This window comes from Streptomyces sp. NPDC048295 (assembly GCF_040652135.1).
Lineage (GTDB): Bacteria > Actinomycetota > Actinomycetes > Streptomycetales > Streptomycetaceae > Streptomyces.
In genome coordinates this window covers 93,912-116,837 of sequence record NZ_JBEZLL010000007.1, presented here as the reverse complement: position 1 = coordinate 116,837, position 22,926 = coordinate 93,912, and the positions used below count along the sequence as shown (strand labels likewise).

Annotated in this window: 19 protein-coding genes; 11 read left to right on the top strand and 8 right to left on the bottom strand. The window is 71.2% G+C overall.

What is annotated here, in order from left to right; genetic code table 11:
- Positions 1–121: 121 nt before the first annotated feature.
- The 3 genes from AB0D53_RS12730 to AB0D53_RS12720 all read right to left on the bottom strand — a co-directional run bounded on the left by AB0D53_RS12730 (position 122) and on the right by AB0D53_RS12720 (position 2,071).
- The gene (locus AB0D53_RS12730) at positions 122–547 is read right to left on the bottom strand and encodes a CBS domain-containing protein (protein WP_362444197.1); all 426 of its coding nucleotides are present in this window, start codon (positions 545–547) and stop codon (positions 122–124) included.
- A 127-nt stretch (positions 548–674) separates the two neighbouring features.
- Positions 675–1,382 carry a DUF305 domain-containing protein gene (locus AB0D53_RS12725; RefSeq protein WP_362444194.1) on the bottom strand — a complete coding sequence of 236 codons (708 nt, stop codon included), beginning with the start codon at positions 1,380–1,382 and terminating at the stop codon, positions 675–677.
- A gap of 5 nt (positions 1,383–1,387) precedes the next feature.
- A complete protein-coding gene (locus AB0D53_RS12720; protein WP_362444191.1) occupies positions 1,388–2,071 on the bottom strand; it encodes a DUF3105 domain-containing protein in 684 nt (227 codons plus the stop codon).
- A 288-nt stretch (positions 2,072–2,359) separates the two neighbouring features.
- Between AB0D53_RS12720 and glnA the strand changes: the two genes are divergently transcribed.
- Positions 2,360–3,721, top strand: a complete 1,362-nt coding sequence (glnA, locus tag AB0D53_RS12715; RefSeq protein WP_072483343.1) for a type I glutamate--ammonia ligase — start codon at positions 2,360–2,362, stop codon at positions 3,719–3,721.
- 221 nt (positions 3,722–3,942) lie between these two features.
- Here the strand turns inward: glnA and AB0D53_RS12710 are convergent, their stop codons facing one another.
- Positions 3,943–4,143 (bottom strand): hypothetical protein, encoded by a 201-nt coding sequence (locus AB0D53_RS12710; RefSeq protein ID WP_362444188.1) that lies wholly within the window; start codon positions 4,141–4,143, stop codon positions 3,943–3,945.
- Positions 4,144–4,663: 520 nt separating this feature from the next.
- Between AB0D53_RS12710 and AB0D53_RS12705 the strand changes: the two genes are divergently transcribed.
- The 4 genes from AB0D53_RS12705 (at position 4,664) to AB0D53_RS12690 (ending at position 9,383) form a co-directional block, all read left to right on the top strand.
- A complete protein-coding gene (locus tag AB0D53_RS12705) occupies positions 4,664–6,010 on the top strand; it encodes a discoidin domain-containing protein (RefSeq protein WP_362444185.1) in 1,347 nt (448 codons plus the stop codon).
- Positions 6,010–7,311: an MFS transporter gene (locus tag AB0D53_RS12700; protein ID WP_362444182.1), complete on the top strand. Its 1,302-nt coding sequence runs from the start codon at positions 6,010–6,012 to the stop codon at positions 7,309–7,311. Before AB0D53_RS12705 ends, AB0D53_RS12700 begins: the two co-directional genes overlap by 1 nt.
- Positions 7,308–8,366, top strand: coding sequence for a hypothetical protein (locus AB0D53_RS12695; RefSeq protein ID WP_362444179.1), 1,059 nt, complete (start codon positions 7,308–7,310; stop codon positions 8,364–8,366). The genes AB0D53_RS12700 and AB0D53_RS12695 overlap by 4 nt, the downstream gene beginning before the upstream one ends.
- Before the next feature lie 195 nt (positions 8,367–8,561).
- Positions 8,562–9,383 carry a putative protein N(5)-glutamine methyltransferase gene (locus tag AB0D53_RS12690; protein ID WP_362444176.1) on the top strand — a complete coding sequence of 274 codons (822 nt, stop codon included), beginning with the start codon at positions 8,562–8,564 and terminating at the stop codon, positions 9,381–9,383.
- On the opposite strand, the gene AB0D53_RS12685 is transcribed toward AB0D53_RS12690, so the two are convergent.
- On the bottom strand, positions 9,376–9,888 hold the full coding sequence (locus tag AB0D53_RS12685; RefSeq protein WP_362444173.1) for a pyridoxamine 5'-phosphate oxidase family protein: 513 nt from the start codon (positions 9,886–9,888) through the stop codon (positions 9,376–9,378). The genes AB0D53_RS12690 and AB0D53_RS12685 overlap by 8 nt on opposite strands.
- Positions 9,889–10,022: 134 nt before the next feature.
- On the opposite strand from AB0D53_RS12685, the gene AB0D53_RS12680 reads away from it, so the two are divergent.
- Entirely contained in the window at positions 10,023–13,013 is a 2,991-nt protein-coding gene (locus tag AB0D53_RS12680) for a bifunctional [glutamine synthetase] adenylyltransferase/[glutamine synthetase]-adenylyl-L-tyrosine phosphorylase (RefSeq protein ID WP_362444170.1), read from the top strand.
- 333 nt (positions 13,014–13,346) lie between these two features.
- Here the strand turns inward: AB0D53_RS12680 and AB0D53_RS12675 are convergent, their stop codons facing one another.
- Complete coding sequence (locus AB0D53_RS12675; protein ID WP_362444166.1) at positions 13,347–13,961, bottom strand: TetR/AcrR family transcriptional regulator C-terminal domain-containing protein; 615 nt, start codon at positions 13,959–13,961, stop codon at positions 13,347–13,349.
- 140 nt (positions 13,962–14,101) lie between these two features.
- Between AB0D53_RS12675 and AB0D53_RS12670 the strand changes: the two genes are divergently transcribed.
- Together AB0D53_RS12670 and AB0D53_RS12665 are read left to right on the top strand one after the other, a co-directional pair.
- Positions 14,102–15,586, top strand: coding sequence for an APC family permease (locus AB0D53_RS12670; protein WP_362444163.1), 1,485 nt, complete (start codon positions 14,102–14,104; stop codon positions 15,584–15,586).
- 11 nt (positions 15,587–15,597) lie between these two features.
- Positions 15,598–17,196, top strand: a complete 1,599-nt coding sequence (locus AB0D53_RS12665) for an amidohydrolase (RefSeq protein WP_362444160.1) — start codon at positions 15,598–15,600, stop codon at positions 17,194–17,196.
- 28 nt (positions 17,197–17,224) lie between these two features.
- On the opposite strand, the gene AB0D53_RS12660 is transcribed toward AB0D53_RS12665, so the two are convergent.
- A complete protein-coding gene (locus tag AB0D53_RS12660) occupies positions 17,225–18,184 on the bottom strand; it encodes a phosphatase PAP2 family protein (protein WP_362444157.1) in 960 nt (319 codons plus the stop codon).
- Positions 18,185–18,334: 150 nt separating this feature from the next.
- Positions 18,335–19,372, bottom strand: a complete 1,038-nt coding sequence (locus AB0D53_RS12655; protein WP_362444154.1) for a LacI family DNA-binding transcriptional regulator — start codon at positions 19,370–19,372, stop codon at positions 18,335–18,337.
- Positions 19,373–19,730: 358 nt separating this feature from the next.
- On the opposite strand from AB0D53_RS12655, the gene AB0D53_RS12650 reads away from it, so the two are divergent.
- From AB0D53_RS12650 to AB0D53_RS12640, 3 genes are read left to right on the top strand one after another with little or no spacing between them, the layout of a single operon-like run.
- Positions 19,731–21,005, top strand: coding sequence for an extracellular solute-binding protein (locus AB0D53_RS12650; RefSeq protein WP_362444151.1), 1,275 nt, complete (start codon positions 19,731–19,733; stop codon positions 21,003–21,005).
- A 19-nt stretch (positions 21,006–21,024) separates the two neighbouring features.
- On the top strand, positions 21,025–22,041 hold the full coding sequence (locus AB0D53_RS12645) for a sugar ABC transporter permease (RefSeq protein WP_362444148.1): 1,017 nt from the start codon (positions 21,025–21,027) through the stop codon (positions 22,039–22,041).
- The gene (locus tag AB0D53_RS12640) at positions 22,038–22,904 is read left to right on the top strand and encodes a carbohydrate ABC transporter permease (protein ID WP_362444145.1); all 867 of its coding nucleotides are present in this window, start codon (positions 22,038–22,040) and stop codon (positions 22,902–22,904) included. Before AB0D53_RS12645 ends, AB0D53_RS12640 begins: the two co-directional genes overlap by 4 nt.
- The last annotated feature ends 22 nt before the right edge of the window (positions 22,905–22,926 follow it).

Here is a 22,926-nt window from a genome sequence, read left to right as displayed (position 1 = left end):
AGACGTTTCGCCACAGCGGTACGGGCTCCGGCGGGGGCGGGCGACGCAATGGCCCGGCACCCCTCGGACAGGGGGCACCGGGCCATCGGCGCAGGACTGCGGGCCGGGTCGGCGCGGGCGGTCAGCCGCGCGCGTAGACCTGCTCCGCCCAGCCGGCGATCTGCTCCTCGGTGAGGTGCTGTGCCAGGTCGGCTTCGCTGATCATGCCGATCAGCATCTTGTTCTCGATCACCGGAAGCCGGCGGATGCGATGGGTCTGCATCTCCTCCAGCACCATCTCCACATCGGCTTCCGAGTCGATCCAGCGAGGGGTGCCGTGGGCGAGGTCGCCCGCCGTCATCTTCGACGGGTCGTGGCCCATGGCCACACAGCCGACCACGATGTCCCGGTCCGTGAGGATGCCGATCATCCGGTCCTGCTCGCCATTGGCCGAGATGGGCAGTGCACCGACCTTGTGGTCGCGCATCAGCTGCGCGGCCCGGTCGAGCGTTTCGTGCGCGGGGATCCACGTGGCCCCGGTGTGCATGATGTCCTTGGCGGTGGTCATGGGGGATTCCTCCTGCGTGCCGATGGGCATGCTGTACGACCCCGAGCGAACCCATCGTCATGGGCCCGTTCGGGGGACGCGACCGCTATCACCCGTTCGGGTGCAACTGCGGCCCGGGGGGAATCTTTCAGGACCGGGGCCCCGCGCCTCGCGCCGCCAGCATGCCGGCCATCGCGTCCAGCTCCGACTGCTGGGCCTCGACCATGGTGCGGGCGAGCCGCTTCTCCGCCGGCACGGTGCACAGCCCTGCGCAGCCGCGGGCCATGTCGATGCCGCCCTTGTGGTGTGCGGTCATCAGCCGGAGGTACAGAACCTCGGCCGCCCTGCCGCTCGCCGAACGGAGCCGGTCCAGCTCGGACCTGGTGGCCATGCCGGGCATGAGGGAGCCGTCATGGGCCCGGTGGCCGGCCGCCATGCCGTCCGTCCCGTCCATGCCCTTCATCGAGTGCCCCGGGTGCCCGGCCCTCATCCAGTCCATCGGCTCCTGCCCGGCGGCCACCTTCGGCAGCTCCCACAGATCCAGCCAGCCGAGCAGCATGCCGCGCTGATTGGCCTGCGTATTGGCGATGTCGTACGCGAGCCGGCGCACCTCCTCGTCCTTCGTGCGGTCCCGGACGATGAAGGACATCTCCACGGCCTGCTGGTGGTGGACCGCCATGTCGCGGGCGAACCCGGCGTCCGCCGATTCCACCGCGGGCGTGCGCGGCGCGGCGGCGCCGCGGTCCGCCCCGCCCCCGTCCTCGCGCGCGGAGGCGACCGTCGCCACGCCCGCGAGCAGCAGCGCGAGCGCCACGGCGGAGCCGGCCGCCCACCGCACGCGCCGGACACGTTCCACACCGGTCACTGCGCCCCCAGCCCGCCCGTGCAGGGCGCACCGGGCTCGGGCGTCTGCGGCCCCTGCACGAACTGCGAGAAGAACCCGTCGACCCGCGGGTCGTCGGCACCGTCCACCGTCACCTGCTTGCCCCAGGCGGTCAGCATGATCGCCCCCGACTGGCCCTCGTACGGGCTCATCAGCGAGTACGGCGTCCGGCCGACCCGCTCGGCGAGCTTCGCCACATCGGCCTCCGGGGCCTTGTCCGTGTACGTCACCCACACCGATCCGTGCTCCAGCGAGTGCACGGCGTTCACATCGGGCAGGGCCTTGGTGTACACCTCGCCGTCGCAGTTCATCCATACGGGGTTGTGGTCACCGCCGACCGGAGGCTTCATCGGGTACGCGACGGTCCCGGTGACATGGTTGCGGGTCAGCTTCGTCGCGTCCCACGTCCGCAGCCCCGCGATCGACCCGTCGGCGGGCTTCTCCTGCTTCTGCCGCTCCGAGGGCGCTTTGGCGTCCTCCGCCGGGGCGGCCTGCTTCGGCTCGGACGCCTCGGACGTCTCCAGCACCATGTAGGTGCCGAAGCCGGCCAGACCCACGACGACGAGCACGCTCAGGCCTATGGCCAGGGCACGGTCGCGGCGCTGCCGCGCGCGGTGGGCGTCGTGCTGCTGAGCCATGGGGGCCCTGGGGTCGAAGCTCATGTCGTCAGGTCCTTCGGGAAGGGGCGGGAACGGCTGGCGGGAGGCCGGGGCCCGTCGTTGCGATCCGGCCGGACCGGAACGGGAGACCCTGGGAGAACCGGCGTGCGCGGGGCCGTCGCGAGGCCGCTCCACCCCCGGTGCGCCATGGGCGCCGATCGTAGTGGGTGGCCGGGTGCTCCATCCCACTCCGTGTGCGTAATCTGGGTGAAATCCCGGGTCGTGATACTGGAGCTTCTCCCCTACCCCGGGCGGTGGTGCACGGACCGTCTGAACTGCAAGGATGTGGCTATGGACAAGCAGCAGGAATTCGTCCTCAGGACCCTTGAGGAGCGCGACATCCGCTTCGTACGGCTGTGGTTCACCGATGTCCTCGGCTACCTCAAATCCGTCGCCGTGGCCCCCGCCGAGCTGGAACAGGCTTTTGACGAGGGCATCGGCTTCGACGGCTCGGCCATCGAGGGCTTCGCCCGGGTCTACGAATCCGACATGATCGCCAAGCCGGACCCCGGCACGTTCCAGATCCTCCCCTGGCGCGCGGAGGCCCCCGGTACGGCCCGGATGTTCTGCGACATCCTCATGCCCGACGGCTCGCCGTCCTTCGCGGACCCGCGCTATGTCCTCAAGCGCATCCTCGCCAAGACCTCCGACCTGGGCTTCACCTTCTACACCCACCCGGAGATCGAGTTCTTTCTGCTGAAGGACAAGCCGGTGGACGGCAGCCGCCCCACCCCGGCCGACAGTTCCGGCTACTTCGACCACACCCCGCAGAACGTCGGCATGGACTTCCGCCGCCAGGCGATCACCATGCTCGAATCGATGGGCATCTCGGTCGAGTTCAGCCACCACGAGGGCGCCCCCGGCCAGCAGGAGATCGACCTGCGGTACGCGGACGCGCTCTCCACCGCCGACAACATCATGACCTTCCGCCTGGTGATGAAGCAGGTCGCGCTGGAACAGGGCGTGCAGGCCACGTTCATGCCGAAGCCGTTCTCCGAGTACCCCGGCTCGGGCATGCACACCCATCTCTCCCTCTTCGAGGGCGACCGCAACGCCTTCTACGAGTCGGGGGCCGAGTACCAGCTCTCCAAGGTCGGCCGCTCCTTCATCGCCGGCCTGCTCACCCACGCGGCGGAGATCTCCGCCGTCACCAACCAGTGGGTCAACTCCTACAAGCGCATCTGGGGCGGCTCCTCGCGCGCCGCGGGCGCCGGCGGCGAGGCCCCCTCGTACATCTGCTGGGGCCACAACAACCGCTCCGCGCTCATCCGCGTCCCGATGTACAAGCCCGGCAAGACCGGCTCCGCCCGGGTGGAGGTCCGCTCCATCGACTCCGGCGCCAACCCCTACCTGACGTACGCGGTGCTCCTCGCCGCGGGCCTCAAGGGCATAGAGGAGGGTTACGAACTCCCGGCCGGCGCCGACGACGACGTCTGGGCGCTGTCCGACGCGGAGCGCCGCGCGATGGGCATTGAGCCGCTGCCGCAGAACCTGGGCGAGGCGATCGCGCTGATGGAGAAGAGCGAACTGGTCGCCGAGACGCTTGGCGAGCACGTCTTCGACTTCTTCCTGCGCAACAAGAAGCAGGAGTGGGAGGAGTACCGCTCCGAGGTCACCGCCTTCGAGCTGAAGGCACTGCTGCCGGTGCTGTAATCCCTGGTCAGAGGTTATGGATCCAGTGCTCGCGGTTTCGGGCCGACGGTGCGACACCGTCGGCCCGAAACCGTTCTGGACGCCCTGGGCCGTCTGTGTACCCCCTCGGGTGCGGCCCACGGCCGCGCGGACCCCGGCAGTTCGCTGCGCTCGCGCGGGAGCGCCCCGCGGCGCGTGGCCGCGGAGCGCCTTGTGAGGTTTGGCCGAGCGCCTCGTGGGGTTCAGTCGATCCGTTCCCCGTTGTGCATACCGCCCTTGCAGAGGTTGTCCGCCAGATCGGGCGTTCCGCCGCCCTGCCTGCACTGGGAGGGGGTGACGTAGGACGGGGCGCCCTGTGCGGTGGCGTTGGCGATGCCTGTGAGGCCGAGTCCGGCGAGGGCTGCCGTGGCGAGGGCAGCGGCGAGGATTCGTCGAATGCGCATGTGGTTCCCCTTTCACGAATTACCTCGGTTGGGGCACTAGTCAGCTTGGCTTTCACCCATGTGGGTGGCACGTCATATTGCGCCGTTCGGGTGACGGTGCCGACGGTGCGGTTCGGCGATCGGAATGGCCGTCCGCGGCCGATCTGCGCAGAGCTACGGATCGGAAGGCGTCCGGCATCCGCGTCCGACATCGACGACGCCGGACGGATGTGTACACCGGCGTCTCTGTCCGGCCGTCGCCCGCTCGTCGTCGAACAGAATGCCGAACGCCGGATCACCGAACGTCGGAATGCCGAACAGGCCGTGGAGTGAAGCCAGTTGGGGGACTGGTAGGAAACTTTACTGTTCGCTAGCATTCCCGGCGGTGGCTTGGCGCGGTGTCCGTCGTGCGGGCATGACGCGCTCAGTGAGAGCTCTGGCCCGGCCACCGGGTCCCCGTCACTCGCCCCGGCCGGGAGTGCGGGGCCGACACGTACCGATGCCCAGCTCTCGCCACCCCCACAAGGCCAGGAGTCCAGGGATGCATCCGAACGGCTCAGCTTTGCTTCTCACGCCCACGCGGCGCCGTACGGTGGGCGTGGTCCTCGCCGCCGTACTCGTCCTCGTCGGCGGCCTGTTGCTCGCCTACCCCGAACGGGCCGGGGCCGCCGCCGACCCCCTCATCTCGCGCGGCAAGGCCGCCTCCTCCTCCTCCGACGAAGGCTCCGGATTCGGACCGCAGAACGCCTTCGACGGCGACCCGGCCACCCGCTGGGCCAGCGTCGAGGGCAAGGACCCGCAGTGGCTGAGTGTCGACCTCGGCGCCGGTGCCGACGTCACACGGGTCACGCTGAGCTGGGAGGACGCGTACGCCAAGGCGTACCGGATCGAGATCTCCGCCGACGGCACCAACTGGACCCGGCTCGCCGAGGAGACGGCCGGGAACGGCGGCACCGACGACTGGGCCTCCCTCTCCGGAAAGGGCCGCTACCTGCGCGTGTACGGCACCGCGCGCGGCACCGCCTACGGGTACTCGCTCCACGAGGTGGAGGTCTACGGCACCGCCGGCAGCGAACCCCCGCAGACCGGCGCCTTCACCGTGGTCGCCGCCGGTGACATCGCCGCCCAGTGCACCGCGTCCGACAGCGACTGCGCCCACCCCAAGACCGCGGCGCTGGCTCAGAAGATCAACCCGAAGTTCTATCTGACGATGGGCGACAGCCAGTACGACGACGCCCGGATCGCCGACTTCCGCGCCTACTACGACAAGACCTGGGGCGCCTTCAAGGACAGGACGCGCCCGGTCCCCGGCAACCACGAGACGTACGACCCGGCCGGGGCGCTGGCCGGCTACAAGGCGTACTTCGGGGCCATCGCGTATCCCCAGGGCAAGAGCTACTACAGCTACGACGAGGGCAACTGGCACTTCATCGCCCTCGACTCCAACTCCTTCGACAAGAGCGCGCAGATCGACTGGCTCAAGGCCGACCTCGCCAAGAACGGCAAGGCGTGCATCGCCGCCTACTGGCACCACCCGCTGTACTCCTCGGGCGGACACGGCAACGACCCGGTCAGCAGGCCGGTCTGGAAGATCCTCTACGGGGCCAAGGCCGACCTCGTGCTCAACGGACACGACCACCACTACGAGCGGTTCGCCCCGCAGAACCCCGACGGGAAGGCCGTCGCCGACGGGATCACCGAGATCGTCGGCGGGATGGGCGGCGCCGAGCCCTACCCCATCGAGGAGGTCCAGCCCAACAGCCAGAAGCGGATCAGCGGTGAATACGGCGTCCTGAAGATGGACTTCACCGACTCCGGCTACAGCTGGAACTACGTCGGCACCGACGGCAAGAACAAGGACACCAGCCCGAAGTACACCTGCCACTGATGTACCTGGCGACCACAGGCCGCCGGGACACGCCGGCCCCGCCCCGCACCGTCGGGGCGGGCCGGCGGGTCCCCGGCACCGTCCTCGCACTCGGCACGGTCAGCCTCGTCACCGACATCTCCTCCGAGATGGTCACCGCGGTGCTGCCGCTCTACCTGGTCCTCGGACTCGGTCTCTCACCCCTCCAATTCGGCTTCCTGGACGGCCTGTTCAACGGCGCCGCCGCCGTCGTACGACTGCTCGGCGGGTACGCCGCCGACCGCGGCCGCGGACACAAGCGGGTCGCCGGGCTCGGCTACGCCCTCTCCGCCCTCTCCCGGATCGGCCTGCTGCTCGCGGGCGGCGCCACCGCCGGGATCGCGGCCGCCCTCGCCACCGACCGGGTCGGCAAGGGCATCCGCACCGCACCCCGCGACGCGCTGATCACCCTGAGCAGCCCGCCCGAGGCGCTCGGCCGCTCCTTCGGCGTGCACCGGGCGATGGACACCACGGGCGCCCTGCTCGGCCCGCTCGCCGCGTTCGCCCTGCTCTGGGCGACCGCCGACGCCTACGACTCGGTGTTCGTCGTCAGCTTCTGCGTCGGCCTGCTCGGGGTGCTGCTCCTCGTCCTGTACGTCCCCGCGCACCCGCCCGCACCGGTGCCCCCGGCCCCGGCTCCCCGCAGACGCAAGGCCTTCACGGCCCTGCGCGACCCCGCCTTCCGGCGGATCCTCGCGGCCGCCTCCCTGCTCGGTGCCGCCACCGTCGGCGACGCCTTCGTCTACCTCCTGCTCCAGCGCCGACTCGACCTCCCCGTCAGCTGGTTCCCGCTGCTGCCGCTCGGCGCCGCCGCCTGCTACCTGCTGCTGGCCGTCCCGGCCGGCCGGATCGCCGACCGGATCGGCCGGCGGCTGCCGTTCCTGTACGGACACCTCGCCCTGCTCGGCGTGTACGCCACACTCCTCACCCCCGCCGGCGGACCGGCCCTGCCGCTCCTGGTGCCCGTCCTCGCGCTGCTCGGCGTCTTCTACGCCACCACCGACGGCGTGCTGATGGCCCTCGCCGGACCCGTGCTGCCCGCCGACGGCCGGGCGGCCGGACTCGCCGTGCTCCAGACCGGCCAGGCACTGGCCCGGATGCTCGCCGCGGCGGGCTTCGGCGCCGCCTGGACCCTGTGGGGGCCCGGACCCGCGCTGTGGGCGGCGCTCGCGGCCCTGCTCCTCGCCCTCGCGGGCGGCTGGGCCCTGCTGCCCCGTGACCCCTTCGGCACCCCCGCTCCCGAAGAGCCGGGAGCCCAGATCCCCGAAAGGCGGACCGCATGAGTGCCAGGTTCCCCGGAACCGCGAACCCGCTGGGTCCCCGGGCCCGGATCGCCGTCGTGGTGGCCGTGGTGCTGCTCCTCGCGGGCGGTTCCGTCGGGTACGTGATGCACGCGCGGCAGCGGGCCGAGAGCGAACGGACCGAGGCCGACGCCTCGTTCGCCCTCACCGGGCCCGCGCTGTACTTCCGCGACACGGCCAGCGGACGCGTCGCCCACCAGCCGTCGGCCGGCAACCGCGAAGTCCGTACCGCGGGCGCCCGCACCTCCGCGGCCCGGACCACCGGCGGGCCCGCCTGCGACCGGTTCTACGCCTCGCAGGACGGTGCGCTCTGCCTGCGCGCCAGGCCCGGGGTGCTGCCGAAGACGTACGCGATCGTCCTCGACCGGCAGTTGCGCGAGAAACGCCGGATCACCGTGCCGGGCGTCCCCACCCGCGCCCGGGTCTCCGCCTCCGGACGGATGCTGTCCTGGACGGTGTTCGCGACCGGCGACTCGTACGCCACCACCTCCTTCTCCACCCGCACCGCCATCCTCGATCTGCGCACCGGCTACCTCATCAAGTCCATGGAGAACATCCAGCTCACCATCGACGGCGCCCGCTACCACGCCCCCGACGTCAACTACTGGGGCGTGACCTTCGCCCGCGACGACAACCGCTTCTACGCGACCGTCTCCACCAAGGGCCGCACCTACCTCGTCGAGGGGAACATGCGGGACTGGACGGCGAAGGCGCTGCGGCAGAACGTCGAATGCCCCTCCCTCTCGCCCGACAACACCCGGCTCGCCTTCAAGAAGAAGGTCTCCGACGACGCGGCCGCGCCCTGGCGGCTGTACGTACTCGACCTGCGGACCATGCGGGAGACCCCGCTCGCGGAACAGCACAGCGTCGACGACCAGGCGGCCTGGACGGACGACGGCACGCTCGCGTACGCGCTGCCGGGCAAGTCGGGCCGGGGGAGCGACGTCTGGACCGTGCCGGCGGACGGGACGGGCACACCCCGGCTGGCCGTGGAGGGAGGGTCGTCACCGGTGGCGGTGGCGGGGCCCGCGCGCTGAGCGGGGCGGCGGGGCCGGTGCCCGTCCGGCGACCGGTGTAGTGTGACGCATCCCCGCACGGGGACCGACCGAGGAGGTGAGACCCATTACCGCTGTATCAGGCTGGGTGCTCATCCCTCGCGACCGCGTGGTCGACCCGACATAGGGTCTGTGCGGCTGCGGAGCGCCCATCGGCTTCTCCGAAAGGCTCCGCTCATGCCGGTTCCCACCACACCGTCCGCCGTCTCCACCGTCGTCACCACCCTCCGCGCCGCCGGCTGCGTATTCGCCGAGGACGAGGCGGAACTCATCTTCTCCACGGCCACCGGCCCCGCCGAGGTCGCCGCCATGGTCGAACGGCGGGTCGCCGGGCTCCCCCTGGAACACGTCCTCGGCTGGGCCGAGTTCGGCGGCCTGCGGATCGCCGTCGGCCCCGGCGTCTTCGTACCCCGCCGCCGCACCGAGTTCCTGGTCCGCCAGGCCGCCGCCCTCGCCGGGCCCGGAGCGGTCGTCGTCGACCTCTGCTGCGGCTCGGGAGCGCTCGGCGCCGCGCTCGCCGCGCGACTGGGCCGGGCCGAACTGCACGCCGCGGACGTCGAACCCGCCGCCGTACGGTACGCCCGCCGCAACATCGGCGGGGCGGGCCAGGTGTACGAGGGCGACCTCTTCGCACCGCTGCCCGGATCGCTGCGCGGCCGGGTGGAGATCCTGCTCGCCAATGTGCCGTACGTACCCACGGACGACGTCGAGCTGCTCCCCCCAGAGGCCCGCATCCACGAACCGCGGGTGGCGCTCGACGGCGGCCTCGACGGTCTCGACGTGCTGCGACGGGTCACCGCCGAGGCCCCGCGATGGCTGGCACCGGGCGGGCACCTGCTGGTCGAGACGAGCGAACGGCAGGCGGCACGGGCCGAGGAGACCGTCGCCCGCAGCGGCCTGACCCCGTGTGTGGTCCGCTCCGAGGAGCTGTACGCCACCGTCGTCATCGCCACCAGACCCGGCCCGGCCGGCCCCCGCGGGGGCGACACGGTCAGCTGAACCGCCACCGCGTCTGGCTGAAGCGGGCGCCCTTGCCGAAGCCGAAGACCTTGCGGGGGCGCACCTGGAACACCAGCGCCGTGTGCCCCGCGTTCACGAACGTGCCGGCCCGGACGTCGAAGTGCCACTCCGGGCCGTACTTCGCCTCCCACGCCGTGGCCAGCAGGCTCAGCCGGCCCTCGTCCGTCACCCGTTCCGCCGGTCCCTCGACCACCACGTCCAGCCCCTCCGCCAGGGTGTTGGTGCCGGTCGTCAGCACCACCTCGGGGTTGGCGGCCAGGTTCCGGGCCTTGCGCTCCTCGGCACCGGTGGCGAAGTGCAGCGCGCCGTCCGCCCACACCCCGATCAGCGGAGTGACGTGCGGGCGGCCGTCCGGGCGGACCGTGGACAGCCAGTACAGCTCCGCCCCGGTCAGCAGGTCCCTCGCCATCGGCCACGGGCAGGCCGTCGCGTTCTTGTCGCTGTAGTCGCCGTCCAGCTCGGCGTAGGGTTCGAATCCAGTCATGAGGGGCCTCCCGGTCCGGTCCTGAGTAGATCGTGTCTGCGAAGTGCAGACCGCGCACCCGCACCGAATTCATCGGTGCCGGGCTAGGCTCGGAACGCTGGGTGGTGTGTGAGCGGCGAGCGGGAGAGCACGGAATGACGACGGTGCCGGGGCGCAGGAGCAGCACGTTCACCCGACTGCTGCGGCACGGCTTCACCGACCCCTCCGCCGCCGAGCGGCTCCTCGACCTGCCCGAGCTGTCCTCCGTACGCGCCGACCCGGTCCTGCTCGAAGCGCTCGGCGCCACCGCCGACCCCGATCTGGCCCTGCGGGGGCTCGCCCGGCTGGTGGAGGCCGAGGAGGCGGACGAGCGCCAGATCCTGCTGGACACGCTGGTCACCGCCAAACCGCTGCGGGACCGGCTGCTCGGGGTGCTCGGGGCCTCCGAGGCGCTCGGCGACCACCTCGCCCGCCATCCCCGCGACTGGCAGGCCCTCGTCACCTACGAGGCCACCGATCTCCACCCCGGCGTGGCCGAGTTCGAGCAGGGTCTCGCCGGGGCCGACGACCCCGACTCGCTGCGCGTTTCCTACCGCCGCTGCCTGCTGGCCATAGCGGCCCGTGACGTGTGCGGGACGACGGACGTCGCCGAGGCCGCCGCCGAGCTGGCCGACCTGGCCACCGCGACACTGCGGGCGGCGCTCGCCATCGCCCGTACGGCCGCGCCCGCCGACGCCGCCCAGTGCCGGCTCGCCGTCATCGCGATGGGCAAGTGCGGCGGACACGAGCTGAACTACGTCTCCGACGTCGACGTGATCTTCGTAGCGGAACCCATCGACGGCTTCGAGGAGAGTGCGGCCGTGCAGGCCGCCACCCGGCTGGCCGCGCACATGATGCGGATCTGTTCCGACACGACCGTCGAGGGCACCATCTGGCCCGTCGACGCCAACCTCCGTCCCGAGGGCCGCAACGGCCCCCTGGTCCGCACCCTGTCCTCGCACCTCGCGTACTACCAGCGCTGGGCCAAGACCTGGGAGTTCCAGGCGCTGCTCAAGGCCCGGCCGGTGGCCGGCGACCCCGAGCTCGGCGCGGAGTACGTCGAGGCCGTCTCGCCGCTCGTCTGGCAGGCGGCCGACCGTGAGAACTTCGTCCCCGACGTGCAGAAGATGCGCCGCCGCGTCGTCGACAACATCCCCGCCGACCGGGTCGACCGCGAGATCAAGCTCGGCCCCGGCGGGCTGCGGGACGTCGAATTCGCCGTACAGCTCCTCCAGTTGGTGCACGGCCGCAGCGACCCCACCCTGCGCAGCGGCACCACGCTGGCGGCCCTGCGCGCACTCGCCGAGGGCGGCTACGTCGGCCGCGTGGACGCCTCGCAACTCGACGACGCCTACCGCTTCCTGCGCGCCATGGAGCACCGCATCCAGCTCTACCGGCTGCGCCGCACCCATCTCGTCCCGGAGGACGCCCCCGACCTGCGGCGGCTCGGACGCTCCCTCGGGATGCGCACGGACCCGATCACCGAGCTCAACCAGGCATGGAAGCGGCACGCGTCCGTGGTGCGGCGGCTGCACGAGAAGCTGTTCTACCGGCCGCTGCTCGACGCCGTCGCCCAGCTCGCGCCCGGTGAGTCCCGGCTCAGCGCGAAGGCGGCCGGACACCGGCTCGAAGCGCTCGGCTACGCCGACCCGGCCGCCGCGCTCCGGCACCTGGAGGCGCTGTCGTCCGGGGTGTCCCGCAAGGCCGCCATCCAGCGCACCCTGCTGCCGGTGCTGCTCGGCTGGTTCGCCGACTCCGCGGACCCGGACGCCGGGCTGCTCGGCTTCCGCAAGGTGTCCGACGCCCTCGGCAAGACCCCCTGGTACCTGCGGCTGCTGAGGGACGAGGGCGCCGCCGCGGAGAACCTCGCCCGGGTCCTGTCGGCCGGCCGGCTCGCCCCCGACCTGCTGCTGCGCGCCCCGGAGGCGGTGGCGCTCCTCGGCGACCCGCAGGGGCTGAAGCCGCGCACCCGGGAGCACCTGGAGCAGGAGGTGCTGGCCGCGGTGGGGCGCGCGGACGGTGCCGAGTCCGCCGTCGCGGTGGTGCGCGCGGTACGCCGGCGCGAACTGTTCCGGACCACGGCCGCGGACCTCATCGGTTCGTACGGTACGGAGGAGAGCCCGGCCGAGGAGGATCCGGGGACCCTGGTCGACCGGGTGGGCAACGCCGTCACCGATCTGAACGCCGTCACGATCGCGGGCGCCCTGCGCGCCACGGTGCGCGAGCAGTGGGGGGACACCCTCCCCACCCGGTTCGCGGTCATCGGCATGGGCCGGTTCGGCGGCCACGAGCTCGGCTACGGCTCCGACGCCGATGTGCTGTTCGTCCACTCGCCGCGCGAGGGCGTCGACGAGCAGGAGGCGGCCCGGGCCGCGAACGCGGTGGTCTCCGAGATGCGCCGACTGCTCCAACTTCCCACCGCCGACCCGCCGTTGCTCATCGACGCGGATCTGCGCCCGGAGGGCAAGAGCGGGCCGCTGGTGCGGACGCTGGCGTCGTACGAGGCCTACTACCGGCGCTGGTCGCTGGTCTGGGAGAGCCAGGCGCTGCTGCGCGCCGAGCCGGTCGCGGGGGACCTGGAACTCGGCCGTGAGTTCATCGAGTTGATCGATCCGCTGCGCTACCCGATGGAGGGCCTGGGCGAGGACGCGATCCGCGAGATCCGGCGGCTGAAGGCCCGGATGGAGTCCGAGCGGCTGCCGCGCGGTGCCGATCCGACGCTCCACACCAAGCTGGGGCGCGGCGGTCTGAGCGACGTCGAGTGGACGGTCCAGCTGATGCAGATGCAGCACGGCTGGGTGGAGCCGGGGCTCCGGACGACCCGCACCCGCGAGGCGCTGGCCGCGGCCTGCGCCGCGGAGCTGATCTCCGGGGAGGACGCGGCGACGCTGGACGAGGCGTGGGTGCTGGCGACCCGGGTGCGCAACGCGGTGATGCTGGTACGCGGCCGGCCGGGCGACACCTTCCCGTCAGGTCCGCGTGAACTCACCGCGGTGGGGCGCTACTTGGGGTACGAGCCGGGGCACGTCGGGGACATGCTGGACGACTACCGGCGGATCACCCGGCGGGCGCGGGCGGTGGTGGAGGAGCGGTTCTACGGGGCGTGAGGCGGAGTGCCCGTGCCCATGTGACCTCGCCGCGTGGGTGCGTACCGGCTTTGCCGTGCCGCGTGGAAGCGCACTCGCGTGACCGTGCCGCGCCATCGCGTACCGGCGCTACCGTGCCGCGCCGCCGCGTACTGGCGTGACCGCGCCGCGCCACCGCGCACCCGCACCCGCGCCGTGCACTCGCACCCGCGCCGCGCCACCGCGTACCGGCGTGACCGCGCCGCGCCACTGCGCACCCGTGCACCCGCACTCGCACTCGCACCCGCGCCGCGCCACCGCGCACCCGCGCCGCGCCACCGCGCACCCGCGCCGCGCCACCGCGTACCCGCGCCGTCACGCCTCCTTCGCGTCCAGCAGCCCGCGGCAGTGCCCGATGAACGCGCCCAGCGCCAGTTCGAAGGCCGCGTCCGCCCGGCCCGTACCCACCGCCGCCAGTGCCTGTGCGAGGCGTGGGGTCGTGGTGTCGTCGGGGAGTTCCCACATCGTCTCCGGGGCCGCCAGGTCCAGCGCCGAGCCCAGGACCAGGTTCTCCAGCGCGGTGATCACCGTCATCACCTCGCTCAGCGCGAAGCCGACGCCCAGCAGCAGCCGGACCGCCCGCTCGTACTGGTCCAGGACCTTCGGGGCGCGCACCGGTGACGTGGTCAGCAGCGGGATCGCGCGCGGGTGGGCGGCGAAGGCGCCGCGGTAGGAGCGGGCCCAGGCCGTCATGGCCGCGTCCCAGGGCTCCACGTCGAGGGTCGCGGAGTCGATCGCGGCGCACACCCGTTCCCGGATGAGCTCGACGACGCCGGCCCTTCCGTCCACATGGTGGTAGAGCGACCCGGTCTGCACCCCGAGCCTGCGGGCTATCTGCGGGACGCTGAACTCGCCCTGCTCGTCGATGAGTTCGAGCGCCGTGGTGGTGATGCGCTCCCGGTCCAGCAGCGGTGTGCGCGGCCGTCCCATGCGTGGTTCTCCTGACGTGTGTCCACCGGAAGGTCTTCCCGGATGCCCGTGGGTGAGGCTACATTGCGCAAAACCGAAAGCCTTTAGGTTTTTGGCCGCCGGTCCTGCCCCGCCAGTCGCAGAAGGGCTCCCCTTTTCACATGGATGCGCCAACCCTCGGAAGAGGCACCCTCGGCACCGCCGACATCGCGTTCTTCGTCATCTCGGCGGCCGCCCCGCTCACGGTGATGGCCGGAGTCGCCCCCATCGCCATCCTGCTCGGCGGCATCGGTGCCCCCGTCGGCTATCTGCTGGCCGGTGTGACGCTCGCGATCTTCGCCATCGGGTTCACCACGATGAGCCGCCACGTCCGCAGCGGCGGCGCGTTCTACGCGTACATCACCCGGGGCCTGGGCCGCCCCATCGGCATCGCCTCCGCCCTGATCGCGATGCTCGGCTACAACGGCATGGAGATCGGCGTCTACGGACTGCTCGGCTCCACCGCCGCCGACACCGCCCACGCCCTGTGGGGCATCGACCTCCCCTGGCTGCCGATCTCCCTCGCCGGACTGCTGATCGTCTGGTACGGAGGCTTCCGCTCCATCGACTTCGGCGCCAAGGTCCTCGGGGTGCTGCTCGTCGCCGAGACCGGCATTCTCGTCCTGCTCGCCGGCGGCGTGCTGCTGGACGGCGGAGCCGACGGGATCTCACTCGCCTCCTTCACCCCCGGCCATGTCCTCGTGCCCGGCACGGCGGCCGTGCTGGCCTGCGCGTTCGCCGCGTTCACCGGCTTCGAGTCCACGGTGATCTACCGGCGCGAGGCACGGAACCCGGACCGTACCGTTCCCCGCGCCACCTACATCGCCGTCGCCTTCCTCGGGCTCTTCTACGCGTTCATCGTCTGGACCGTCATCCAGGCGTTCGGCGACGCCGACGTGGTCGAGGCCGCCGCCACCGACCCGGGCGGGCTCTTCTTCTCCGCCATCACCCACTACGTCGGCTCCTGGGCCGCGGACCTGATGCACATCCTCATCGTCACCAGCGTCCTCGCCTCGCTGCTCGCCTTCCACAACGCCATCAACCGGTACGGACTCGCGCTCTCCGAGGAAGGGGTGCTGCCCGCGGCCCTGGGCCGCATCCACCCCCGCCACCGTTCCCCCTACGTGGCCGGGCTCGCCCAGATCGCCCTCGGAGCCGTGATCGTCATCGGCTTCGCGGCGGCCGGTGCCGACCCGTACGCGCAACTGCTGCTCTGGGTCAACACCCCGGGCATGCTCGGCCTGATGCTGCTCCAACTGCTGGCCGCCATCGCCGTACCGCTCTACTTCCGCCGGTTCGCGCACGGTGAGGGCAGATTCCGCACCGTCGTCGCGCCCGTCGTCGCCGCCGTGCTGCTGGCAGCCGCGATCTTCCTGGTCACCGACCATGTCGACCTGTTCTCCGGCGCCTCGACCGGGGTGAACATCGTGCTCGTCTCGCTGGTGCCCGCGGTCTTCCTGACCGGACTCGCACTCGCCCACCGGCTGAAGCGCAACAAGCCCGAGGTGTACGCCCGTTTCGCGGCCGAGCCGCCGACGGCTCCGCCGCAGGAGCCCGGGGCCGAGACCGCCCCCGCCCCCGCCACCACCGCCTCCACCACCGTCTAAGGAGTCCCACCGTGTCCGCAGCCGATCTCCTCCTCACCGGAGCCCGTGTCCGCACCCTCGATCCGGCCCGGCCGGAGGCCACCGCCGTGGCGGTCAAGGACGGGGTGATCACCGCGGTCGGCGACGAGGCCGGGCTGCGCGAGTGGCGCGGCAACGGCACGGAGCGGATCGATCTGTCCGGGGCCACCCTCACCCCCGGCCTGGTCGACGCGCACAGCCACCCCGTCTGGGGCCTGGAGATGACCACCGGCACGGACCTCGGCGCCGTCCGTGACCTCGACCAGCTGCGTGCCGCGCTGGCGGCGGCCGAACGGACCGAGGGCTGGATCGTCGCCTGGGGCCTGGACCACAACGCCTTCGGCGGCCGGCCCGTCGACCGGGCCCTCATCGAGGACGCCATCGGCGGCGCCCCCGCCTTCATCCGGCTCTACGACGGGCACTCCGCCCTGGCGAGCGGGGTGGCCCTGGAACGCGCCGGGATCACCGGCCCGCGCTCCTTCGCCCAGCGCTCCACCGTCGTCTGCGGCCCCGACGGCCGCCCCACCGGGCACCTGATCGAGCACGCCGCGATGGACCTGGTCGGCCGACAGGTGCCCAGGCCCTCGTACGCGGAGCGCCGCACCCGTCTCGTGGAGCTGCTCTCCGGCATGGCCGCCACTGGTCTCACCGGGGCCCATGTGATGGACCTGGCCGACGGCTCCGTACCCGGGCTGCTGGCCGCCGTGGAGGAGGAGACGGACCTGCCCGTCCGGCTGCGGCTGGCCCCCTGGTGCATGCCGGGCGCCGACGGGGAGGCCCTGGACGGGCTGGTACGGCTGCAGAGCGAGGCGGGCCGGCTCTGGCGCGTCGGCGGCGTCAAGTTCTTCATGGACGGCACCGTCGAGGGCGGCACCGCGTGGCTGGAGCACGCCGACTGCCACGGGGAGGGCACCGAGGCGTTCTGGCCGGACCCCGAGGCGTACACCGCCGCCGTCCACCGACTCCACCACGCCGGGGTGCGCACCGCCACGCACGCCATCGGGGACGCTGCCGTGCGCCATGTGCTGGACACGGTCGAGGCGCTGGGGGAGGGCGGCCGGCTCCGTCACCGCATCGAGCACATCGAGACCGTGCCCGGCAGCCTGGCCGCCCGGTTCGCCGAGCTCGGGGTGATCGCCTCGATGCAGCCCACACACACCGCCTACACCCGCGCCGACCACAGCGACGAGTGGTCCAGGCGGCTCGGCGACGAGCGGGCCGGGCGGGCCTGGCGCTGCCGGGACCTGCGCGACGCCGGGGCGTACCTGGCGCTGGGCTCCGACTGGCCGATCGCCCACTACGACGTACGGCAGGTGCTGGCCACGGCCCGGCTGCGGCGGCTGCCCGGGGCGCACGACACCGAGCCGGTCACCGCCGAGCAGGCGCTGACCGGGCTGATGGCGCTGGAGGGCTGCACCTCGCACGCGGCGGTCGCCGCCGGGGAGCAGGACGTCGCGGGCCGGATCGCCGTGGGCCACCGGGCCGATCTGACGGCGTTCGGGCTGGATCCGGTGACCGCGCCCGCGGACGAGCTGGGGGAGGCGCCGGTGCGGCTGACGGTGTGCGGGGGACGCGTGGCGCACCGCGGGTGAGGCCCTGGCGGGCGGGCCGGGCGCGGCCTCAGCGGCGGGCCGCCGCCGCGTCCGCCGCCGGATGCGGCGTCCGGACCGGCGCACCGGCGGACAGGCAGGCCAGCCGCGCCCTCCCGCCCGGCAGCGGCACCCGCTTCGTGAGGTGGTGCGGCAGCGAGCCGTACCAGGCGTACGACACCGCGTGACCGAAGGCCAGGCAGGTCATGCCGCCCAGCGCGTCCAGCCAGAAGTGGTTGGCGGTCGACACGATGACGACCAGGGTCAGCGTCGGGTAGAGCAGGGCCAGGAGGCGCGCCCAGGGCGCGGAGGCCAGTGCGAAGACGGTCAGACCGCACCAGAGCGACCAGCCGATGTGCATCGACGGCATCGCGGCGTACTGGTTCGACATGTTCTTGAAGTTGCCGGAGGCCATCGAACCCCAGGTGTGATGGACCAGGACGGTGTCGATGAAGTGACCGCCGCTCATGAGACGGGGCGGCGCCAGCGGGTACAGGTAGTAACCGAGCAGCGCCACACCCGTCGTCGCGAACAGGGCCAGCCTGGCCGCCGCGTAACGGCCGGGGTGGCAGCGGAACAGCCACACCAGTACGCAGACCGTGACGACGAAGTGCAGTGTCGCGTAGTAGTAGTTCATCGAGACGATCAGCCATGTCACGGAATTCACCGCGTGGTTGACCGTCTGCTCCACGGCGATGCCCAGGTGCCGCTCCGCCGACCAGATCCAGTCGGCGTTGCGCAGGGCCGCGGTCCGCTGCTCCGGGACGGCGTTGCGGACCAGTGAGTACACCCGGTAACTGGCCGCCACGAGCAGGATTTCGAACCAGATGCGCGGCCGGCGGGGGCAGCGCAGGGAACGCATTCTCGCCGGGCCTCTGTTGCGCCGTCCGGTGTTCCGCTTCGGGTTCGCCGCGGGGGCCGCCTCGTCCACGACGGGTGACGGGGTGGCCTCCGGCCGGCCTTCCTGCGACGTCACGCTCAATTCACCCATAGGCACAGAGTCTGCCAGAAATTGCCCCTCCGCCCGATGATCCTCCGGTCGGGTCCGGGCCGCACATCACACGTGCCGGGAACGAGTGCCCGAACTGCGCGCCGGGAACGGGCATGGGATCCTGGGCGGGCCGGAGCCCGTCGGGTCACCTCAGGCGGTGAGGGCCGGAGCGGGCCCGGGGCCGGCAGCCGTTGAACCGCGAACGACCAGTTCGGGCATGAAGACGAACTCGCTGTGCGGGGCGGGCGTGCCGCCGACCTCCTCCAGGAGCGTACGCACGGCGGCCTGGCCCATCGCCGTCACCGGCTGACGGATCGTGGTCAGCGGCGGATCGGTGAACGCTATGAGCGGCGAATCGTCGTAGCCGACCACCGACAGGTCGCGCGGCACCTCCATCGACAGCCGGCGGGCGGCCCGGATCGCGCCGAGCGCCATCATGTCGCTCGCGCACACCACCGCCGTGCAGCCCCGCTCCATCAGCGCCGACGCCGCGGCCTGGCCACCCTCCAGAGTGAACAGCGAATGCTGGATCAGCTCCTCCACCTCGTCCGGTGCGAGGTCCAACTGCTCCTGCATCGTGGCGTGGAAGCCCTCGATCTTGCGCAGGACCGGCACGAACCGCTTCGGGCCGACCGCCAGTCCGATCCGCTGGTGCCCCAGCGACACCAGGTGCGTCACCGCGAGCCGCATCGCCGCCCGGTCGTCCGGCGAGATGAACGGCGCCTGGACCTTGGGGGAGAAGCCGTTGACCAGGACGAACGGGACACCCTTGGCGCGCAGTTGCTCATAGCGCTGCATGTCGGCCGAGGTGTCGGCGTGCAGTCCGGAGACGAAGATGATGCCCGAGACACCGCGGTCGACCAGCATCTCGGTCAGCTCGTCCTCGGTGGAGCCGCCGGGGGTCTGGGTCGCCAGCACCGGTGTGTAGCCCTGCCGCGTCAACGCCTGGCCGATGACCTGGGCCAGGGCGGGAAAGATGGGGTTCTCCAGCTCGGGCGTGATCAGCCCGACCAGCCCCGCGCTGCGCCTGCGCAGCCGTACGGGCCGTTCGTAGCCGAGAACGTCGAGCGCGGCGAGAACGGATTCGCGGGTGGCCGCTGCAACACCGGGCTTGCCGTTCAGTACGCGGCTGACCGTCGCTTCGCTGACCCCCGCCTGAGTTGCGATATCGGCAAGCCGTGCGGTCATGGAAGTGGACTGTACCGGGCGTATGTCGGATTGCCCACCATGCACATGAATCGGACGGCCGCACTCCTGCGGCGGCCGGCGGTGGATTTCCGGCAAGCTCTTGCAAGCTCTTGCGAACCGGGTTTGCGGACGGCGGTCCGATCGTCGCACCGCACGGCTTACGGGCCGTGGCCTGCCCCTGCCAGGGAGAGACGTCGGCCGTCAAGGGGCTTGACGGCAACCGTGAGGACACGCGAATGTAACGATCGTCGGCGCTTGCAGAAATCTTCCGCAAACTCTTTCGGCGTTCTTTCATCCTTGTTACGTTCTCGTCGACCCGGCGCCGCGACGGAGCGGTACGGCAGTTGAAGGAGTTCAGATGCGACGTGGCATAACGGCCACCGCCCTGGTCGCGGCCCTGGCGCTCGCGGCGACCGCCTGCGGCAGCGACAGCGAGTCCGACGGCACGAGCAAGAGCTCGGGCGAGCTCTCCGGCACCGTGACGTGGTGGGACACCTCCACCGCGGGCAGCGAGGACAAGGTCTTCAAGAAGATCGCCGAGGACTTCACCAAGAAGCACCCGAAGGTCCACGTCAAGTACGTCAACGTCCCCTTCGGCGACGCGCAGAACAAGTTCAAGAACGCCGCCCAGTCCGGCTCCGACGCCCCCGACGTCATCCGCTCCGAGGTCGCCTGGACCCCCGAGTTCGCCGACCTCGGCTACCTCGCCCCGCTCGACGGCACCGCCGCGCTGAAGAACTCCGACGACTTCCTGAAGCAGGCCGCCGCGTCCACCAAGTACAAGGACAAGACGTACGCGGTGCCGCAGGTCATCGACTCCATGGGCATCTTCTACAACAAGAAGATCTTCAAGGAGGCCGGTGTCGAGGTCCCCAAGACCGTCGACGAGCTGAAGACCGTCTCCAAGAAGATCAAGGACAAGACCGGCAAGACCGGTATGTACCTGCGCGGCGACGACGCCTACTGGTTCCTCTCCTTCCTGTACGGCGAGGGCGGCGACATGGTCGACGCCTCCGCCAAGACCGTCACCATCGACAACCCCCAGGGCGTCAAGGCGATGAAGGTCGTCAAGGACCTCGTCGACTCGGGCGCCGCCGAGACCGATGCCACGGACGGCTGGGAGAACATGCAGGCGTCCTTCAAGGACGGCAAGGTCGCCATGATGATCAACGGCCCCTGGGCCGTCGCCGACACCCTCGCCGGCAAGGAGTTCAAGGACAAGGCCAACCTGGGCGTCGCCCCGGTCCCGGCCGGCTCCGCCGCGCAGGGCGCCCCGCAGGGCGGTCACAACCTCGCCGTCTACGCGGGCTCCAAGAACCTCGACGCCTCCTACGCCTTCGTCGACTACATGACGTCCGCGGAGACCCAGGCCAAGGTCACCAAGGAGCTGAGCCTCCTGCCGACCCGTACCTCCGCCTACGCCAAGCAGGACGTCGTCGACAACGAGATCGTCGGCTTCTTCAAGCCCGTCGTCGAGACCGCCGTCGAGCGCCCCTGGATCCCGGAGACCGGCAGCCTCTTCGCCCCGCTCGTCACCGAGTACACCAAGGTCCTCACCGGCCAGGCCACGCCGGAGAAGGCCGTCAAGACGACCGGCGACTCCTACCGCAAGCTCCTCAAGGGCTGGAAGTAACAGGAAGGCAGGCCGGCTGATGGCTGTCCACACCAGCCAGTCGGTGGCGAAGGCCGCGGGCGACGACGTCGCCCGCGGCCGGAGCCGCGGTACTGGCAACCCCCCGCCGCCGGGCAAGCTCCGACGGGCCCTGTCGACCCACTGGTACGCCTGGACCATGGTTGCCCCGGTCGTCGTGGTGATCGGCGTGATCATCGGGTATCCGCTGGTCCGCGGCATCTACCTGTCGATGACCGACGCCAACGAGCGCAACGTCGAACGGTCCATCGGTGTCAACCACATGCCCGCCACGTACAAGTTCGTGGGCCTGGACAACTACACCGAAGCGCTCACCGGCGACCAGTTCCTCGGCACGCTCGGCTGGACCCTGGTGTGGACGGTCTCCTGCGTGGCCATCACCTTCTGCCTCGGGATGGCCCTCGCCAACATCCTCAACCGGCGCATCGCCGGCCGCTCCGCCTACCGGATGGCGCTGATCCTGCCCTGGGCCATCCCCGGATTCGTCTCCGTCTTCGCCTGGCGCTTCCTCTACAACGAGAAGCGCGGGCTGCTCAACGAGATCCTCTCCGGCGCCGGGATCGACGGCATCCCGTGGCTGAACGACCCCACCTGGGCGAAGTTCTCCGTCATCGCCGTCAACGTCTGGCTCGGTGTGCCGTTCATGATGGTCGCCCTGCTCGGCGGACTGCAGTCGATCCCCACCGAGCACTACGAGGCCGCCGAGATGGACGGCGCCACCGCCTGGCAGCGCTTCCGCCACATCACGCTGCCCGGACTGCGGCCGGTCTCCACCACGGTGATCCTGCTCTCCACCATCTGGACCTTCAACATGTTCCCGGTGATCTTCCTGCTGACCCGCGGCGGACCCGGCGAGGCCACCCAGATCCTGGTCACCCAGGCGTACAAGTTCTCCTTCGAGATCAGCCCGCGCGACTTCGCGCAGTCCTCCACCTGGGGCGTACTGATCCTCGTACTCCTGCTGATCTTCGCCGCCGTCTACCGGCGAGTCCTGCGCACCCAGGGAGACGACTGGTGACCACCGCCCCCGCACCCACCGCACGCAAGGTCCGGCTGCGCGGCGAGCGTTCGCCGGCCGCCTCCGCCGCGCTGCACCTCACGCTCATCGTGGCGTCCGTGATCGCCGTCTTCCCCGTGCTGTGGGTCCTGCTCACCTCGCTGAAGCCCGCCGCGTACGCGACCACCACGGACTTCTTCAAAGAGACGACGTTCGAGAACTACACGAACCTGATCCAGAACACGAAGTTCCTCACCTGGTTCGGCAACTCACTGCTCGTCGCGGGGCTCACCACGCTCCTCGGCGTCATCGTCTCCGCCTCCACCGGTTACGCCGTCAGCCGCTTCCGCTTCCCCGGCAAGCGCGGGCTGATGTGGACGCTCCTGGTCACCCAGATGTTCCCGGTGGCCGTCCTCATCGTCCCGATCTACAACATCATGGCGGGCATGGGGCTGCTGAACCAGCCGGCCGGCCTCGTCATCACCTACCTCACCATCTCGGTGCCGTTCTGCGCCTGGATGATGAAGGGCTTCTTCGACACCATCCCGGCCGAGATCGACGAGTCGGGCCAGGTCGACGGCCTCACCCCGTTCGGCACGTTCTGGCGGCTGATCCTGCCGCTCGCCAAGCCCGGCCTCGCCGTCACCGCGTTCTACTCCTTCATCACCGCCTGGGGCGAAGTGGCGTACGCCTCCGCCTTCATGGTCGGCGAGGACAACCTCACCCTCGCGGGCGGACTGCAGCTCTTCGTCAACCAGTACGGGGCCCAGTGGGGGCCGATGACCGCGGCGTCCGTGCTGATCGCGATACCCGCGGCCCTGGTCTTCCTCTTCGCCCAGCGCCACCTGGTCACCGGCATGTCCGCCGGAGCCGTCAAGGGCTGAGAGCCTGTCGGGCCTCAGCACG

Bases quoted from the DNA above. Each gene is read 5' to 3' on its own strand.
- AB0D53_RS12730 (WP_362444197.1), bottom strand. From the start codon at position 547: ATGACCACCGCCAAGGACATCATGCACACCGGGGCCACGTGGATCCCC.
- AB0D53_RS12720 (WP_362444191.1), bottom strand. From the start codon at position 2,071: ATGAGCTTCGACCCCAGGGCCCCCATGGCTCAGCAGCACGACGCCCAC.
- glnA (WP_072483343.1), top strand. From the start codon at position 2,360: ATGGACAAGCAGCAGGAATTCGTCCTCAGGACCCTTGAGGAGCGCGAC.
- AB0D53_RS12710 (WP_362444188.1), bottom strand. From the start codon at position 4,143: ATGCGCATTCGACGAATCCTCGCCGCTGCCCTCGCCACGGCAGCCCTC.
- AB0D53_RS12705 (WP_362444185.1), top strand. From the start codon at position 4,664: ATGCATCCGAACGGCTCAGCTTTGCTTCTCACGCCCACGCGGCGCCGT.
- AB0D53_RS12700 (WP_362444182.1), top strand. From the start codon at position 6,010: ATGTACCTGGCGACCACAGGCCGCCGGGACACGCCGGCCCCGCCCCGC.
- AB0D53_RS12695 (WP_362444179.1), top strand. From the start codon at position 7,308: ATGAGTGCCAGGTTCCCCGGAACCGCGAACCCGCTGGGTCCCCGGGCC.
- AB0D53_RS12690 (WP_362444176.1), top strand. From the start codon at position 8,562: ATGCCGGTTCCCACCACACCGTCCGCCGTCTCCACCGTCGTCACCACC.
- AB0D53_RS12685 (WP_362444173.1), bottom strand. From the start codon at position 9,888: ATGACTGGATTCGAACCCTACGCCGAGCTGGACGGCGACTACAGCGAC.
- AB0D53_RS12680 (WP_362444170.1), top strand. From the start codon at position 10,023: ATGACGACGGTGCCGGGGCGCAGGAGCAGCACGTTCACCCGACTGCTG.
- AB0D53_RS12675 (WP_362444166.1), bottom strand. From the start codon at position 13,961: ATGGGACGGCCGCGCACACCGCTGCTGGACCGGGAGCGCATCACCACC.
- AB0D53_RS12670 (WP_362444163.1), top strand. From the start codon at position 14,102: ATGGATGCGCCAACCCTCGGAAGAGGCACCCTCGGCACCGCCGACATC.
- AB0D53_RS12660 (WP_362444157.1), bottom strand. From the start codon at position 18,184: ATGGGTGAATTGAGCGTGACGTCGCAGGAAGGCCGGCCGGAGGCCACC.
- AB0D53_RS12655 (WP_362444154.1), bottom strand. From the start codon at position 19,372: ATGACCGCACGGCTTGCCGATATCGCAACTCAGGCGGGGGTCAGCGAA.
- AB0D53_RS12650 (WP_362444151.1), top strand. From the start codon at position 19,731: ATGCGACGTGGCATAACGGCCACCGCCCTGGTCGCGGCCCTGGCGCTC.
- AB0D53_RS12645 (WP_362444148.1), top strand. From the start codon at position 21,025: ATGGCTGTCCACACCAGCCAGTCGGTGGCGAAGGCCGCGGGCGACGAC.